Source organism: Ensifer sp. WSM1721, from assembly GCF_000513895.2.
Lineage (GTDB): Bacteria > Pseudomonadota > Alphaproteobacteria > Rhizobiales > Rhizobiaceae > Sinorhizobium.
The window spans coordinates 230,661-247,345 of record NZ_CP165784.1 but is presented as its reverse complement, the minus strand read 5'-3'; the positions used below and the strand labels follow the sequence as shown (position 1 = coordinate 247,345).

The window sequence follows — 16,685 nt, the reverse complement described above, 5'->3', positions numbered from 1 at the left end:
TCTGGCTATACCTGCTCTGCTATTCAGCTCCGCCATGGCGGCACTGCAGTGGACCGATTTGGCTGGCCCGGCCGTAGGGACGGCTCACCGTCGATAGATCTCCCAGCGAAGCTGCACCTTCAATTCAGACTGAAACGCGAGCGGTACAAAGGATCTTCCGTCGCATCGGGTGGCGGAGCGATGGGACACGATGAGTTCAGCTCAAACCTTGAGTTTCGATCCAATTGGGCCTGACGAGTTGGAGATGATCGGAAAGGCCTTCCAAGACGAGCTGCAAAGGCGAGCTTTGTCGCGCAAGTCTGAAGAAGCTGAAGCGCTCGCCGCAAAGCTGATCAACGCTTATCAAGCGGGGATTCGCGACGACCTGGGCTTGAGTATTGTCGCTGGGCTGTCATGAGGCGCAGCGCGCGCATCGGCAAATACACACTGAGCCAATTGATGGTGCCTGCTCGCGAGGCTCTCGCACTCATTCAATTGAGCGGCGGCGAGGGCTTATATTAGCCGCCAAGCAAAGATGACGGAGTGCACGCTTATAGGGGAGCGCCGTCAAGCTCACGAAGCATCGAATCGCTCAAGCATCTTCTTAAGATGAACGTTCTGCAGATGAAGCTTTTGAGCGAGTTGGGTTCTCAGCATTTTGATTTCTTCGTCGAGTGTTGCCACTTCATGGAAGAACACGTCACGTGAAGACGAGGGTGGCAAGCTTTGATGATCATTTGTAGCAACAGCGCTCTGCGCAGCCACATGGGCGTTGGTTCTCTTTCGACGGTCTCGACGCTTTATCCGCGACTTGCTCTGCGACTTTGTGCTTGCCACGCTTCTCGAAACCAACGAATTCGCTTCGGCACCCGAATGGTCGGCATGATGACGCGCGGTTGTTTGAACCTCTTCAGCATCGTTCGACTGTTTTAACGTCTGTGCGACATCGCCCTCGCCTTTCGCCTTATCCGATGCGACCGCCCCTTGATCGACCGACACGTCCTCATCGTGAGCAGATGGGTTGGCGGCTATCCTCGAACTGGGCGGAACTGTGGACGTATGCTCCACTTCGCTCTCGACAGCCTTGGAATCGGCGTCATCCCCGATCGACCGCTCTTGCGTTTCCGCCGATGGTCGTCGCGATATCAATTGGGCAAGGAATTTCCACGGTGTTTTCATAGTGTTTCCACCTTGAGCAAGCCGACTTCGATCCTGTTGAGTTATTGTTTCCTCCACAGTCATCTTTTGTGAGGCGGCTGGGCAGGTTCGAAGCCTGTTTTCGACCGAGCGAAAGACGGAGTCAACAAAGCTTCCCTTATCTGCAGAGGCGGCTTTCAACACCTTATGATGGCGAGAGCGAAATTCCTTTCCGCAGAGGTGGTCAGGGATGCCCTCATCGACGCTGCCGACGTTATCAGGACATTGAAAATCACGTTGGAACGGGTCCAAACAGGCGGGACCACCGCCGCGCTTGAGTTCTTGGGTGAGAAGCCGGTCATGATGCGGAGGGTCCGTTGATCTTGAGGCGCTAAGACGGATGCGTCGGGGCGCATCATTGGCCGGTCTTGATGACCCGGCGACGTTTTTTCACAACGACAATGCCGGCCGGTCGGTTGGCTGAATTCTCGGCCTTGCGCGTAAGTGTTCGGTTCGGAACTGATTTCGATGACGGGTGCGGTACCGCCTTTGGCTCCGGCGGTTGCGAGGTCCCCCGCTCTCCGGAACGGACGCGAACCCATGCCTGGGCTGTGGACGCTTTCCGCTTCCGACACCTCCCCGGCGTGATTACCGTCAAGACCGACGCGCTCCGCGCCGGCGCGCAAGGCGGATAAATACTCCCCCGCCTGGAATAGGCTCGAAGAGCTCTGTTCAACTCCTCGTCCGACAGCTCCCCGTCGATCGCGCGGATGTCGTCACGACTTCCAATCTTTAGCGGTTTGGGCGTTTTTAGATTAAAAGCAGCCGGCCACTTTTCCGAGAGAGCTCGAAAAAGCGCTGTCAGCGACTTCCGTTGCGTATCACTTGGCATGTCCATACTCGCAATCTGGTTGTTCCGATCGAAGCCGTCGGTAGCACGCACCTGTGTAAATGATTAGCGAAAGCCTGAGGCGAACCTTAGGGGAACCCGAGATTGCGTCGCCTCTGCCATGAATTTTCCAACAGATTTGTGCTGGGGCCGCGGGGGACGCAGCGGCAGTAGGGTGACACCGCAATCCAGCCATGCATCGCGCCCGCAACGAAAAACCCGTCACGCCTTGAACCGATCGAAGGCGGTGAGGCGCTTGATCGGCGGATCGGCCTCGTCCCAGCGATAGATCTCCGACCGGAGATAGTGAAGTTCGCCGTCAATACCGTCGCCGGCGACTTTGATCCACCAGCACTTTGGGCGACCATCACTGCCGTCGGACCAGCGGTAACCGCGCGCCTTGAAATGGTCCTTCATGTCAAAGGGACTGTTCTCTGCGAAGATGCGGACACGCGAGCGCTGGCTCGCCTGATAGAGCTCGGCAAATGACGTGCGGTCTCCCCCTCCCCGCGCGAGAACTTCAAGCAGGGCAAAGCAGTCATCGACCGCGCGATGGCCCTCATGAAAATAACGTGCCTGCCCGATGAGGTAGCCGAGCTTAAGAAACACCTCATGTAATATACGTGGTAATATACATTAAATCATACACAGAGAACTTCTCCTCGAATTTGAGCACAAAATATAGTTGAAATATATTTCAGAATATATTCGAGATTCCGCTTGCTTTTTGCCTTCAATGTATACATTTGAGTTGAGGAGACATGACATGGACAAGGCGAATGCATTTCCAGTGAGCACCAAAGCGATGGACCTCATCCGACTTGAAGGCGCAACGCTCCGAACGATGATGGTTCCAATCGTCAAAGACCTAATCAACTCTGGTGCCAGCAGAGCCTAGATTGAGAAACGGCGCGGGCAGCAGCTCGCCGCAACTCGCTGCGAAGCGCTCAAATGGTACGGGATCGGCAGCCAAGAAGATTCCACATCATTGGCCTCAGACTCAATGACTTTGAAGAGCACGCAGCCGGAGCTCTGGCTTCTGTGGAGAGGAAAGGAAATGATACGATATCTCTTCGATGCCGCAAATGCTGTAACCGCACTTGGCCTGATCTTTGCCATGACCGCGATTTACTTTGTGCTCGTCGACCATTTCGATGTTGGCATTTGTTTTGCGCTTTGGGCACTCTTGGCGGATGACGCCGATGGCATGATCGCAAAAAGCTCACCGAATCGAACGGCCGTGACCGCACAAATCGGGGGCGCCTTCGATGGGCTCGCCGATCTGGTTTACGCTGCGGTTTTCCCCGCGATTTTGGTCTTGTCTTTTAACGCGTTCTCATTTCCCGCGTTTCTAGCTGCTGTGTGTCTGGTTCTATCCGGAGCGCTGCGGCTGAGCCATTTTTTAACATTTGGGCTCGATGCTGATGGATTCGGTAGAGGACTGCCTCTCAACAATGATCTATTCGTCTTGGCGCTTCTCTTTGCTGCGAATCATTATTTCCCGATCCAAAGCCTTGGGACCCTCTTGATTGGGGTCGCCTTTATACTCTCGATCCTTCATCTCTCAACCTTCAAGTTTCCCGGCACGGGCAACAAGCTGCGGCTCACGAACCTGACGCTCGCGGTAGTTGGATCCATCTGGCTTCTGGCTGGCGAGCTGGGAAAGTAATTGTCACGAGGAGCGAGCAATGGATACGGCATTCGAAATCGAGACACGTGCAGTCTTTGATCGATATCAGAGGCTGCAGGAGGACGATGAACATATCTTTAGCCGATTAGTCTCGTTGATCGACGAGGAGTATTTCGGGTTCGATCCGGGTGGTTTTGATGGGCTGAACATCCTCGATGCCGGCTGCGGCTCCAACGCGAATGCATCCTATGCGTTTCTGGAAAAAGGCGCCGCAAAAGTTACTTCGCTGGAGCTTGGTGGGGATTGGATGGATTGCGCCGCTCGTCGGTTATCGAAGTTCGGTGCGCGATCATCGCTTGTGGGCGGAAGTGTTCTCAATCTGCCATTTGACGACAACAGCTTTGACTTCGTGCACTGCGCCGGTGTTCTGCCTCACACGGCTGATCCGAGGAAAGGGTTCGATGAACTGGCGCGGGTCACGCGCGCCGGCGGTCATTTGTTCCTGACGATCATGGGGACGGGAAACGGTGTCCTGTATCGTTGCATCAACCATCTGCGCGAACTGTACGCTTCGGATGCCCAGTTCCGGCAAACGGTCGACAATCTCGACGGTCGAACAGCGCAAGAGGCACTCGATTGGGTCTTTACCATCAAGAACGGACACGAGCGCCCCTTGTTGCATGGCGAGGAAGACTTCCTGCGCAGCCTTTTCGACGACGATCTCTTCGTCACACTGCGCGATCGGTTCCAGGCGCCCACGTATCACGAGTTCGCCTTTACCGAACAACAAATGCGTGACTGGTATCGCGAGAACGGTTTTGACGGGGTGCGGCGGGTCTCGAGATATACGAAAGGCTTCAAAAACCTTCGCCGGTTTCTGGCGCCGATGTATCTGCACTACGACCACCCGCTGGCCGTGTTTTGGTTTGGTGACGGCTGCATACAGATGATCGCCGTTAAGGCTTCGGAAAGCCTGTGAGACGTCGTGCAATGACCATGCTGGCGCCCTTGGAACAAGGGCTCGATCTGCAGATGGGATTTCAATCCGAGATTGTCGGGAGTGTTGCCGTGAATTGGGGCGCGTCGGACTTGGCCAACCGCTCCAACTAATCCGACTGCGGTCGAGGCATCTCGATCGGCCATATAGCCAGGCGAAGGAGGCCACATTGTGCGGCATTTTTGGTTTCATTGCGCATGCTCGAGATATGCCCCTTTCGAGAGACGCCCTGGAGCGCTGCGCAGAAGAGATTGCCCATCGCGGACCTGATGCCGGCGGCTGCTACATTGGCCGGAATTTTGGATTTGCCCATCGCCGGCTTTCGATTATCGATCTCGACCCCCGTTCCAATCAGCCGTTTGTTGAAGCGGATACCGGGATTGTCATCACCTACAATGGCGAAATCTACAATTTCCGGGAACTTCGCGTGGCGTTAGAGAAGGAAGGAGCGATATTTCGCACCGCATCCGATACGGAGGTGATCTGCAAGGCTTTTGCTAGGTGGGGCATCGACTGCCTACACATGTTTCGAGGAATGTTCGCCTTTGCGCTCTATGACCCGAGCTCTCAAGCCACATTCTTGGTCCGCGATCGTCTGGGAATAAAGCCTCTCTACTATGCTGATACTCCGATCGGCCTTGCTTTCTCTTCGCAGCCCTCAGCAATTCTTCGTTGGCCTGGTTTCAATGCGTCGATTGATCCGATCGGAGTGTCGAGCTTTCTTTCGTTCCGCGCCGTCTTTGGCGAGCGTTCGCTGTTTAGCAACATCATGAAGATGCCTCCCGCCACCTGGTTGCGCTTGCAAGGAGGCGAGCGGCAGCAGGAGCGGTGGTGGTCGCCGAGGCCGGACAAGATGGAAGATGCCCCCATTCAGGAGATGATCGGCGCCGCTGTTGAGGAACATCTTGTTGCAGACACGCCGGTAGCGACGCTCCTGTCCGGCGGGTTGGATTCCAGCATCGTTGCTTACGAGATCACAAATCACTCATCGCTAAAGCCCACCTGTTTCACCGGGGTTGTCGAAGGTGAAGGCTATGACGAAAGCCCGTTTGCCGCTGAAGTCGCAGCAACGATCCGTACGCCTCACCGCCTCGTTCCTCTGCCGTCGGCGACTGACATCGAGATCGTGACGAGACTTATTGCGCTGCGTTGTCATCCGCTTGGAATGCACAATGAGACGGCTATGTACCTCCTCGCGGAAAGTGTCGGGGCGGACTATAAAGTAGTGCTGACTGGTGAAGGCGCCGACGAACTCTTTGCTGGATACAGTCGGATCTATCGGCTGCCCTTCGATTTGATGCGCGACGGTTGGCTTGCGTGGATTCCCGCTCGTTTCAGCCGCACAATAAGGCGACATATCGGTCTGGCAAACGAGCGGTGCTCGGAATTCGAGCTGTTTTTGAATCGATACGCGTATTTTCCGATTGACGAAAAACTATCGTTGGCCACGAAAGCGTGGAGCCGTGCGATCAACGGCGACCATACGCTGATCGAGTGGATGAAAGACGCATACCTTGCGGCAGGTGACAGTCCAGCCGCACGCATAGCTGGCTTCTTCGTCGAGCATCATCTGACCGCCCTGCTGGAGATGGTCGACAACACGACGATGGCAGCGGGCGTCGAGGCTCGCGTTCCGTTCACCGATCATCGGATCGTTGCGCGAGCGCTATCAATGAGGCCGGCAGAGCGTCTGCGCTGGCGCAGCAGGTGGGCGGCGATAAAGGCTTTTACAACGCCGATCAGCTCGTTCAGCGAGCGTTTGGACGTCTCGAAAGTGCCGCTGCGGGACTTCTACACTCAGGTGTTGCCGTCGTCCGTCATCACACGCAAAAAGCTCGGCTTTCCGTTGCCGTTGGGTAGATGGGCAGCCGGCGAGGAATCGCGTCCGTTCCGGGACCTGTTGTTCAAAAGCACCCCAGCCATCGCCGACTTCATCGATGTCGGGGCGCTTAAAGCCTGGTACGACTCGCAGGCGGCTCGCGCGTCCGATGCGTTTGGGAGGCAATTTTGGCTCATCAGCAATCTCGAAATCTTCCTGCGGCAGCATTAGGGTTTTTGCGCCGTGCCGTCTTACAGGGGCTTGCGAACGCGGGCATCGCTTTGAAGGTTTTAGCAATGTTGGCGTTCGCCATCATGGCACTTTTCGTCAGGGCGGCATCGCAGGAGTTTCCCATCGGTCAGACAGCATGTTCCAATCAGTCAATGCCATCATCGCCGTGCTGACCTACCACGCGCTAAGAGGAGAATTGGTGGCCGGCCTTTGGACCCAATGGCCCTTGTTCCATATCCGGCGTCGCAATCCGGGGTGACATAGTCGTGCCGGAGCCGCTGAATGAGGATCACGAGGAAGAACTCCGGAGCGCCGCGGCCGATGATAGAATCTGGCAATTTCTCGGGGCAAATGGCGCAACCGCTTCAGGTTTCCGGGATTGGTTCGTCAGGATGGTCACAGAAATGGCGAGCAGGCAACGGCAGGTCGATGTGCTTAGGACTGTTAGCGCCGGCAAAATTGTCGGAGCATTTGGTTTCAACGATATAGATGTCTTCGAAGGGCGTGTGACGATTGGCAGCACTTGGCTGTCGCCGTATGCTTGGGGTACCAACGTGAACGCAGAAGCGACTTTTTTGCTACTGAAGCATCTCTACGAGGACCTTGCGGTCAATCGATGCGAATATTTTGTTCATACCGGAAATGTAAAAATGCTTGGGTTTCTCGATCGGATCGGTTTTGTGCAAGAAGGAGTTCTCAGAAGCCGGTTCCGATTGCGCAGCGGCGAGATTTGCGACTTGGCTGTCGGCAGCTGCCTCGGCGGAGATTGGCCCATCGTTAAGAAGAGGCTCCAGTCGCGAATGGACCGAAAGCGCTTTCATCTGGCCGTTCCGAATTCGACGAGCCTTGCAAACGACAGGGCGCCGAGCAGCGCCACTATGAGTGGATTAGGCGCGTGTTTTTCCAAGCCATCTTCACGGCATTGAACCAGGACCGCGATTTTGAATGGTTCTGCGTGGACGTCCCCCATCAGCATGCGGCGAGAGCCCGCAGGGAAAGAGGGGCCGAAAGCCTAGGGTCTCGGACGTTCACGCGGCAGCCTGAGCACGGATCCATGCCGACACCCCATGCATTGGGAAAGCCACTGCGATTGCTGACCGGTCCGGCCAGCAAGGCGGTGTCAAACGCGCTAGAAATGATTGAGGCGGTCGCCTGCGCTATGTCGCCGGCCAACCTGGGACAGGACGCCGACTATTTTCACGACTCCATCCTTGATCAGCGGGCAATCCCGGTCATTCAGCCCATGCTCGGCCGCAACCACCATCGTGCCTTTGACGAAGAGCTCTAACTAAACGAACGTTATGCTATCGAGCGGTTCTTAAACAAACTCAAAGACGTCCGCAGGACCTTAGCGCGCCACGACAAACTCCTCGCTAACTTCCTCAGGTTCGTCACCCTCGGCGCAATGATATCCTCCTTCGCTAAATCGTCCTGCTAAGTCCCAGTTTATTATTTCGCCCAACCGAAACCGACCCCTAATATTGCACGAGGCAAGAATGTCGCTCAGTCATAATCGTCACAAGAAGCTCATCGAGATGATTCAGATTGATGGTGAAGTGCGAGTCCGCGATCTGATGGCGCAATTCAATATTTCCGAGGAGACCGCACGGCGAGATATCAAGCAGCTCGAACAGGATGGTTTGGTTGTGCGCGTGCATGGCGGTGCAGTCGCCACACAGCAACCGAAGCTCTTGGCCATTTCGTCGCGCGCCATCTCTGGGCGCACAGAAAAGAACGCCATCGCCGAAGTCGCACTTGGCCTGCTGAAGCCTGGGCAGAATCTTTTCTTTGGCGGCGGGAGCACGGTGCTGTCCCTGGCGCACCGCATATCCATGCTGCCGGAAATGCGGATTGTCACAAATATGATAGACATCGCGATTGCCGCCTCCGAGGGCCGCCGGCACCATGTCGTAATGCTGGGCGGTGATTTCAACGGCGATTATCGCACCGTGACTGGATTTACAGCCCTGCGCACGCTGCGCGAGCAGCAGATCGATATTGCGTTCATTGGGGTCAATGCGGTGCATCCGACGCTCGGTGTCTTCGACCATGAGGAGGTTGGGCAAGACCTCGCGGCAACACTCGCAGAGCAGTCACGGAAGATCGTCGTGCTCGCCGACCACAGCAAGATCGGTTCGTCGGCACGCTACCGTATCCTGCCTCATTCTGCGATTACGACAATCATCACTGATCGGAAACCCGCGCCGGATGTACTGAGCGCGCTTGAAACCGCCGGAACACAAATCCTGTATCCACCCCAAAATCCCTCATAACCCGTCATTCGGATCGTCCTAAACAATACAACCTTTTTGAGTTTTTAGCCGTATTGTTGCACACCGGACGTTCCTACCGCATGAATCGGACAAAAAACCCTCATAACCAGTCTCAAACCAGCATAAAACTGTCACACAGGTGCTCTATATGCCGGCGGTATCGGAGCTGGGAGCGGGCTTGTCCGCTCGGCCGACAGAGAGAGGGTTCTTGAGATGCAAACTACTCGTCGCACATTTCTCAGCATGACGGCTCTGGCCGCCAGCACAATGGCATTGCCCCGCTCCATCCTGGCAGCAACCGGCCAGCGGCCGAGCCTTAATATTGCCGTTCAGGACCTGCGCACCATTCTCGAGCCGGTCGACAGGAACGCCATCGCCAACGTTTCCTGGCGAGTTCAATACAGTATTTATGACCAGCTACTGCGGACCGATTATAACGACAACTATCGCCTGCATTTCGCACTCGCGAAATCGCTGGAGCAAATCGACGCGAAGACCTATGAGATTGTCCTGCGCGACAATGTGAAATTCCACGACGGCTCCGCGATGACCGCCGACGACGTTGTGTATTCACTCGGGCCGGACCGTTTACGGGGAGAAAAGGCCCCGGGCGCAGCGGTGTTTGGAAACTTTCTTTCCTCTCTTGCCGATGTACAGAAAGTCGATGATCGAACCGTCCGCCTGGTGACCAAAACGGAGGATCCGGTCTTCACAGACAGACTCGGCGCCTGGGGCACACAGATCATCAGCGCCAAGGCACGGAACGCTGCCAGCAGCTATGAAGCGTGGGCGGCGAAACCGATCGGGACCGGCCCCTACAAGATCGGGGACGTTCGTGATGGCGACGAGATCACGCTGGTTGCACATGACGAATACTGGGGCGGCCAGCCGCCGTTTGCCTCAATTCGCTTCAAGCGGCTGCCGGAGATCGCCGCCCGCATCGCCGGATTGAAAGCGGGAGACTACGACATCGTCACTGACATCACGCCGGATCACCTTGACGAAATTGAGGGCACGAATGGCCTCTCGGTTAAAGGCGATGAAGCGATGTGGTTTCGCTTTCTCACATTCTCTCCTCTCAAGACTCCCGTTTTGAAGGATGTGAACCTTCGACGCGCACTCGCTTCGGCTATCGATCGGGAAGCGCTGGCGGATGGCCTCTGGAACGGCCGGGCAAAGGCGCTCAACGGCTGGCAGTTGCCGATCTTCGGTGAAATCAATGACCCAGGACGCAAGGGGGCGGCATATGACCTCGATCTGGTCAAGGAGTTGCTCGCCAAGTCGTCGTATAAGGGCGAAGAAATCCCTTATCCTTCCGTCGGCAACTATTATCCGATGCAGCTTGCCGATAACCAGGCCCTCGTCGAAATGTGGAAGGCGGCCGGGATCAATGTCAAGCTGATCATCTGCGAGAACTGGACGCAGGTAAAAGAGACCGGCGGCATAGCAGATACCTCCGGCGGCGCCTTCTACGCCGATCCGGTTTCGATGCTCTGGCAGATTATCGGGCCGACAAACACGCTGCAGGCAACTGGCGGTTGGACCAATGCCGAGTTCAATGCGCTTGGCCATGAACTCGAGACTGTCACCGATATCACCAAGCGCCGCGCGGCTTTCAAACGCATGCAGGATATTGTCGAGGTAGAGGATCCCTGCATAACGCCGCTGCATACCATGCCCTTCCTCTACGGCCAAAAGGCCGATGTCGCCTGGCAACCGAACCCGCTGCCGCAAATGTGGCTCGGCCCGAAGCTGTCGCCTGAGCCCGTGGTCTGACTTTCCCATGCTGAACGCACTCTTGCAGGACGGCGCGCGGGACGCGCCGTCTCCGGTTCGCGTTGTCGAAAGCTCCGCCGCAGCGCTAGCGATCAATATCTCCGGCCTGACCATAGCGTTCGGTGGCCTGCCTGTGCTGCATGGCGTCGATCTCGCCATTGGCAAGGGCGAAGCTGTCGGTATCGTTGGTGAATCTGGCTGCGGCAAGTCCGTGACCTGGCGGGGGGTGCTGGGCCTGTTGCCGAAATCCGCCGAGGTCAGGGGTGAGGCCTGGCTCGGCGATCTCGATCTCATCGATACGCGGCGATCCGTCCTGGACCGCGTCCGTGGCAGACGGATCGCCATGATCTTTCAGGATCCGGCCAGTGCGCTAAACCCGGTGCATCGGGTCGGCGCGCAAATTTCAGAAGCGCTTCGCCTGCATCGTGGGCTCGTGGGTGCTGCCGCGACTGCGGAGGCCCGCCGCCTCCTTGACCAGGTCGGCATTGCTGAGGCCGGCGCCAGACTTAGAGCCTATCCGCATGAGTTGTCTGGCGGCCAAAACCAGCGGGTGATGATCGCCATCGCACTCGCCGGCCGGCCCGAACTTCTTATCGCCGACGAGCCGACCACCGCGCTGGACGCCACCGTGCAGGCGCAGATCCTGCTGCTGCTCAACGAGCTTCAACGCGAAACCGGCATGGCGTTAGTGCTGATCAGTCATGATCTTGCGGCGGTGGGCGCGGTCTGTGACCGGGTTTGCGTCATGTATGCCGGTCGGATCGTTGAAAGCGCGCCAACACACACGCTTTTAACGGTCCCGCAACACCCCTATACCCGCGACTTGATCGGCGCCATTCCGCCATCGGATGGGCCGCGCGCGCGGTTGGTCGCCATTACCGGCGCCCCGCCTCAGCGCATCCTGCCGCCGGGATGCGCTTACGCGCCACGCTGCCGGGACGCGATCACGGCGTGCGGTACAGTCCGGCCGGAACTGCGCCTGCTCTCCACACAGCATTCTGCCGGTTGCCTTCGTCTCGAAGTCGGAGGGGGCCGATGAGTCTGTTGCGTCTCGACGCCATCACCCGCCGCTTTCCACTCGGTTCCCCGCTCTTCGGAACGCGAAAATATCTCGCCGCCGTCGATGGCGTGTCGCTGGAGATCGAGAGCGGAAAGACGACCGGAATTGTCGGAGAGTCCGGCTGCGGCAAGTCCACCACCGGCAGGATCGCGCTCGGCCTGGAGTCGCCGGACAGTGGACGTGTGCTGTTTGGTGGTTCACCGCTTCCGCCGGTCGACAGCAAGGCTTGGCGCGCGCAACGACGTCAGATGCAACTCGTCTTTCAGGATACCCTGGCTGCACTCGACCGCCGAATGACCGTCAGAGCCCTGATCGCTGAACCGCTTGAAGTTCACGCGATCGGCGATGCTGCGAGCCGCAGGCAGCGTGTGGCTGAGCTTCTCGACGCCGTCGGGCTCGGAGAGGTCCATGGTGCGCTTTATCCGCATCAGCTTTCCGGCGGGCAGCGCCAGCGCGTTGTTATCGCGCGAGCGCTGGCCCCAAAACCTTCGCTCCTGGTCTGCGATGAGCCGGTGTCGGCACTCGATGTCTCTGTCCAAGCACAAATCGTCAACTTGCTGATGGACCTTCAAAAGGATCTCGGCCTGGGCATCTTGTTCATCAGTCATGACTTGCGCCTCGTACGCCATGTCAGCGATCGAATAGTCGTCATGTATCTCGGCCGAGTCATTGAGCAGGGGGGCGCCGACGACGTCATTCATCGTCCCGCCCATCCCTACACGCAGGCCCTGGTGTCGGCGATGCCGAAGCTTCCGGGCGGCTTCGACCACTATGTGCCGCTGACCGGCGAACCGCCGAGCCCCGCCGACCGACCGAGCGGCTGCCCGTTTCACCCACGTTGTCCGTTGGCACAAGACATCTGTCGCCAGAACCTGCCCGAACTCCTGCCGTCAGGTCCTGAGCGGAAGGTCGCCTGTCATCGCGTGAGGGACTGATGACCGCAACATTCATTCGTTACATGTCACCTAAGATCCTGCGCGCGGCAGCTTCCGTGCTCGTGGTCGTGACCTTTACATTCATGGTCCTGCGTGTCTCCGGAGATCCGGCGCTGCAAATTCTCGGCCCCGACGCGCGAGCTCCGGATATAGAAACGTTTCGTCAGCAGTTTGGGCTCGATCAGCCTCTGTATGTCCAGTATGTTCGTTACATCCTGGCGGCAATTTCCGGTGACTTCGGTAATTCGATGCTGACTGGAAAACCAGCCTTGCAAGTTGTCTTTGATCGCGTGCCTCTGACATTGGCACTGATGCTCCCCGCATTGGCGCTCACGATGCTGATCGGGATTCCAGTTGGTGCATATGCCGCCATGCATCGTGACAACTGGATCGACCGAGCCGTGATGACAATGACGGTGCTGGGCTTCACGGTACCAAGCTTTGTGCTCGGACTGCTGCTAATTCTGATCTTCTCAGTGACTATCCGCCTGTTTCCTTCTGGCGGCTCAGATGGTTGGGCAAGCCTTGTCCTGCCCGTGATGACGCTTGCACTGGGCGGGGCGGCCATTATCGCCCGCTTCACACGCAGCGCCATGATCGAAGTCCTGTCGCAGCTTTATATCATCGCAGCCAGCGCCAAGGGTGTGACGTGGCGCCAGGTCGTCCGTCATCACGGCTTTCCGAATGCGATCATTCCGGTGCTCACGCTCTTTGGCATGATGCTCGGCGGACAGGTTGCTGGCGCGGTCTTGGTGGAAAGCGTCTTCGGTTGGCCTGGCATCGGCCAACTGCTGGTGGTTTCGGTTGGAAACCGTGATCTCGCCGTGGTTCAGGTTATCCTCCTTCTCGTCGCCCTGACTATGACTTCGGCCAACCTGATGATGGATCTGCTCTACGGAGTGTTCGATCCGCGCCTGCGTGAAACAAGTTCAGGATCGCGATGAACATGACAACCATCGAAAACAAACTCCCAGTAACTCGCAGAATTGACGTGCCGACACTTCTCGCGGCGGGATGGGTTCTGCTCACGCTGATTGTCGCACTTGGTGCGCCGCTCATGGCACCTTACGAGATCACAGCCATCGACCTACGGCATCGCCTGGCGCCGCCTGTAGGTTTCGGCGGAACGACGCAGCATATCCTTGGAACCGACGATCTAGGCCGTGATATTGCCTCGCGTCTTCTGCATTCGATCCGCACCAGCCTGCTGGTCGCCTTCGGTGCCACCGCCATCAGCGTGTCCGTCGGCACGGCTATTGGATTCGTCGCCGCCTATTTCCGCGGACTGATTGAGCATCTCCTGCTCTTGATGATCGACGTGCAGGCTTCTCTCCCGTTTCTCATCGTGGCGCTGGCAATGCTTGCGTTCTTCGGCAATTCGCTAGTGCTGTTCGTCTGCCTGATGGGGCTTTACGGCTGGGAGCGCAACGCGCGGCTGGCACGGGGGTTGGCAATGGCAGCCGGGGCGCAAGGATATGCGAGTGCGACGCGCCAACTCGGCGCACATCCAATGCGCGTTTACCTCCGGCATATCCTGCCCAATAGTGCGGCAACGCTTCTGGTCGCGGCTACGGTAACCTTTCCTGAAATCGTGCTGGTGGAGAGCGGCCTGTCCTTCCTAGGCCTCGGTGTTCAGCCGCCGATGACAAGTCTCGGTCTCATGGTCGCCGCCGGTCGCGAATATATTGCCCGCGCCCCTTGGATGCTGCTCTCGCCAAGCCTTGTCATCGTGTTGACCGCTGTCTCCGTCAGCGTTCTTGGCGACGGGCTGCGCGACAAGCTCGATCCGACCCTCAACTGACGGTGCTCCATGCAAAAAAAACTGCTCGCAATTCAGGTCGACGGTGTAAGCGCCGATACCTTTGAGAAATATGCACATCGGCTTCCGAACATGAACCGCCTTGCCGTGTCGGGCCTGCGTGTCCGCCGGCTGAAGTCGGCCGTGCCGGCGACCTCCGTTCCTGGCCGAGCGACGATGCTGACCGGCGTCGGACCGGAATTGCATGGTGTTTACGGAAACCACATCTTCCGTGGGGATGCATTCGTGGCGCCACTGGCCGAAGACCTGCAAGCGCCGACAATCGCGGCCCATGCAAAGGCGGCCGGCCTCGACGTCGTGACAATCGGTCAGGCGCTTGTCGATCCAGCCGATACATCTGTCTACGTCTCGCCCTGGTGGATGCGCGGATTCATGACCGGTCATCGCTTCGGGAAAATGGTCACCCCGGAGGCTTTGTCCGCTTCGCGAGCGATCCACGACCCCGAGAACAGGCTCGTCCTTGCCGGAATGACCGACATGGATGCGTTTCGGGAGCCGGTCAATGACGGTGCACCGCCACTTATCGCTGGCCTTGCGCTCGATCAGTTCATCAATCGCGCTGTTGTCGCCATGCTGGGCTCAGATCGCCCCCCGGATCTCGTGTTGACCGAGATTGAAATGCCGGATTCGTTCCAGCATTATCTCGGCTATGACAGCCCAGGGGCGATCTGGTCGGTAGAGTTCGCCGACATGCTGATCGGCAACTTGCTTGCCGTCCTGGAGCGTACCGGGCGCCGCGAAGACTACGTTGTTGCGGTCGCTAGCGATCATGGTCATGGCCCGGTCGATACGGCGATCTTTCCAGAAGCTATCCTCCCCGAGATGCACTGGATGACGGAAGGCGCAAGCCTCTACGTTTCGGAGAGGGCTTCCGGCGATATCGAAAGCGCCGCAGAACGGCTCTCGGCGTACGGCGTCGAGCTCTGGAACGACGACCACCTGCCGGAACGTCTTCGCGGCACGGTGGCGATGTTCGTCGCGCCACCGCGGCATTCGTTCGAGGAGCGGCCCAAGGATGCGTCAGGACCGCTCTCGGCGACGGGCAGTCCGCGCGCAATTTCGACGCACGGCTTCCGACCGGGCAGCCCTGAGGACGATCGTATGTTCATCCTCTCCGGCAATGGTGTTGCGCCGCAGATCATCGAGTCGGCGAATGCAAACCAATTTGCGCCGACGCTGGCGAACGTGCTTGGGCTGTCACAGGCGCCCTATGCGGGGCGTACCCTGATCCAAGGTTCGCAAGAGCTTGAACTGAGCTGAAGCAAAACCGTCGAGCAATCACGATTCTCCTTCTTTCGACTGCCGAGACAGGGCTCTGTCTGAACGGCGGCGGTGACGGGACCTCCATTAAAAGCTGACAAGCCCATTCCTGCGGTTTGGACAACGCACGAGGGACCACTCTGGAGCGGCCATTATTTGATCGAGAGGACTGAATTGCGACACTGGCTTGACAAACTCGTTGACCTCGCCGCCATACCTGGCGATGAACGCATCGTAAAACTCGGGCTTGCGGAATTCACCGAGGAGATGGGCTTTGCGGGCTATGCCTATGTCAACATACTGCCAAGCCACGCCCACATCGTTTCGAACTATAGACCAGAGTGGCAGTCCGAATATGCCGAACACCACTATTTGGATATCGACCCGGTCCTCCGACGCGCGAGAGCACTAAATGGCGTCTTCACCTGGAGCGGTGAACGGGAGAGGTCACGGTTGTCGAGGGAGGAGCGCTCGTTCTATGCACACGCGGCCGATTTCGGCATCCGCTCCGGCGTGACCATTCCCATCAAAGCCGCATACGGCGCTCTTGCGATATTCACGCTTGCCTCAGAGAAGCCGGAGAGCGAACTGAAACACGGGATGGACCCGGTGGCCGCCGCCGCGGCGGTTGGGCAATTGCATACCCGCATCACCTTTACCGATCTGGCGCCAACCGTTCCGCAGCCCGAATTCTTCGATGCCAGGGCAGCCAACTATCTTTACTGGATCTCAGAAGGAAAGACAAAAGCGGAAGTGGCAGACATCGCCAACGTCACGTATAACAGCGTGCGGGTAAAGCTTCGACAGGCAAGCAAGCACCTCGACACTAAGAACACGACCCACCTGGTCTCGGTCGCCATTCGCAAGGGGCTGATCTGAA

17 protein-coding genes and 1 pseudogene are annotated in these 16,685 nt (G+C 57.8%); 15 read left to right on the top strand and 3 right to left on the bottom strand.

All coding sequences use genetic code 11. From position 1 onward, the window contains the following. Positions 1-190 precede the first annotated feature (190 nt). Positions 191-397: a hypothetical protein gene (locus M728_RS26655; protein ID WP_026622803.1), complete on the top strand. Its 207-nt coding sequence runs from the start codon at positions 191-193 to the stop codon at positions 395-397. Positions 398-552: 155 nt separating this feature from the next. On the opposite strand, the gene M728_RS26650 is transcribed toward M728_RS26655, so the two are convergent. The 3 genes and pseudogenes from M728_RS26650 to M728_RS26640 form a co-directional block, all read right to left on the bottom strand. Beyond that, on the bottom strand, positions 553-1,158 hold the full coding sequence (locus M728_RS26650) for a hypothetical protein (RefSeq protein ID WP_026622802.1): 606 nt from the start codon (positions 1,156-1,158) through the stop codon (positions 553-555). 373 nt (positions 1,159-1,531) lie between these two features. After that, positions 1,532-2,008 (bottom strand): ProQ/FINO family protein, encoded by a 477-nt coding sequence (locus tag M728_RS26645; RefSeq protein ID WP_370906532.1) that lies wholly within the window; start codon positions 2,006-2,008, stop codon positions 1,532-1,534. A 219-nt stretch (positions 2,009-2,227) separates the two neighbouring features. Next, positions 2,228-2,605, bottom strand: a pseudogene (locus tag M728_RS26640) (3'-5' exonuclease); the annotation flags it as partial. A 166-nt stretch (positions 2,606-2,771) separates the two neighbouring features. Between M728_RS26640 and M728_RS26635 the strand changes: the two are divergent. The 14 genes from M728_RS26635 to traR all read left to right on the top strand — a co-directional run bounded on the left by M728_RS26635 (position 2,772) and on the right by traR (position 16,684). Further along, complete coding sequence (locus tag M728_RS26635) at positions 2,772-2,903, top strand: hypothetical protein (RefSeq protein ID WP_256375614.1); 132 nt, start codon at positions 2,772-2,774, stop codon at positions 2,901-2,903. A 159-nt stretch (positions 2,904-3,062) separates the two neighbouring features. After that, on the top strand, positions 3,063-3,674 hold the full coding sequence (locus M728_RS26630; RefSeq protein WP_026622801.1) for a CDP-alcohol phosphatidyltransferase family protein: 612 nt from the start codon (positions 3,063-3,065) through the stop codon (positions 3,672-3,674). Positions 3,675-3,693: 19 nt separating this feature from the next. Continuing rightward, positions 3,694-4,614 (top strand): class I SAM-dependent methyltransferase, encoded by a 921-nt coding sequence (locus M728_RS26625; protein WP_026622800.1) that lies wholly within the window; start codon positions 3,694-3,696, stop codon positions 4,612-4,614. A gap of 187 nt (positions 4,615-4,801) precedes the next feature. Beyond that, positions 4,802-6,682, top strand: coding sequence for an asparagine synthase (glutamine-hydrolyzing) (asnB, locus tag M728_RS26620; RefSeq protein ID WP_026622799.1), 1,881 nt, complete (start codon positions 4,802-4,804; stop codon positions 6,680-6,682). A gap of 266 nt (positions 6,683-6,948) precedes the next feature. Further along, a complete protein-coding gene (locus M728_RS26615) occupies positions 6,949-7,608 on the top strand; it encodes a GNAT family N-acetyltransferase (RefSeq protein ID WP_198023436.1) in 660 nt (219 codons plus the stop codon). A gap of 128 nt (positions 7,609-7,736) precedes the next feature. Continuing rightward, positions 7,737-7,970, top strand: coding sequence for a hypothetical protein (locus M728_RS26610; RefSeq protein WP_156943562.1), 234 nt, complete (start codon positions 7,737-7,739; stop codon positions 7,968-7,970). A gap of 208 nt (positions 7,971-8,178) precedes the next feature. Further along, a complete protein-coding gene (locus M728_RS26605) occupies positions 8,179-8,955 on the top strand; it encodes a DeoR/GlpR family DNA-binding transcription regulator (protein ID WP_026622796.1) in 777 nt (258 codons plus the stop codon). A 213-nt stretch (positions 8,956-9,168) separates the two neighbouring features. Continuing rightward, a complete protein-coding gene (locus M728_RS26600) occupies positions 9,169-10,731 on the top strand; it encodes an ABC transporter substrate-binding protein (protein ID WP_026622795.1) in 1,563 nt (520 codons plus the stop codon). A gap of 7 nt (positions 10,732-10,738) precedes the next feature. Then, positions 10,739-11,770, top strand: a complete 1,032-nt coding sequence (locus tag M728_RS26595; RefSeq protein WP_034884426.1) for an ABC transporter ATP-binding protein — start codon at positions 10,739-10,741, stop codon at positions 11,768-11,770. Beyond that, the gene (locus M728_RS26590; protein WP_026622793.1) at positions 11,767-12,726 is read left to right on the top strand and encodes an ABC transporter ATP-binding protein; all 960 of its coding nucleotides are present in this window, start codon (positions 11,767-11,769) and stop codon (positions 12,724-12,726) included. Before M728_RS26595 ends, M728_RS26590 begins: the two co-directional genes overlap by 4 nt. Continuing rightward, positions 12,726-13,670, top strand: a complete 945-nt coding sequence (locus M728_RS26585) for an ABC transporter permease (protein ID WP_026622792.1) — start codon at positions 12,726-12,728, stop codon at positions 13,668-13,670. The genes M728_RS26590 and M728_RS26585 overlap by 1 nt, the downstream gene beginning before the upstream one ends. After that, positions 13,667-14,527, top strand: a complete 861-nt coding sequence (locus M728_RS26580; protein ID WP_026622791.1) for an ABC transporter permease — start codon at positions 13,667-13,669, stop codon at positions 14,525-14,527. The genes M728_RS26585 and M728_RS26580 overlap by 4 nt, the downstream gene beginning before the upstream one ends. 9 nt (positions 14,528-14,536) lie before the next feature. Next, on the top strand, positions 14,537-15,805 hold the full coding sequence (locus M728_RS26575; protein WP_026622790.1) for an alkaline phosphatase family protein: 1,269 nt from the start codon (positions 14,537-14,539) through the stop codon (positions 15,803-15,805). A gap of 174 nt (positions 15,806-15,979) precedes the next feature. Continuing rightward, on the top strand, positions 15,980-16,684 hold the full coding sequence (gene traR, locus M728_RS26570) for a transcriptional regulator TraR (protein WP_026622789.1): 705 nt from the start codon (positions 15,980-15,982) through the stop codon (positions 16,682-16,684). Position 16,685: the final 1 nt, after the last annotated feature.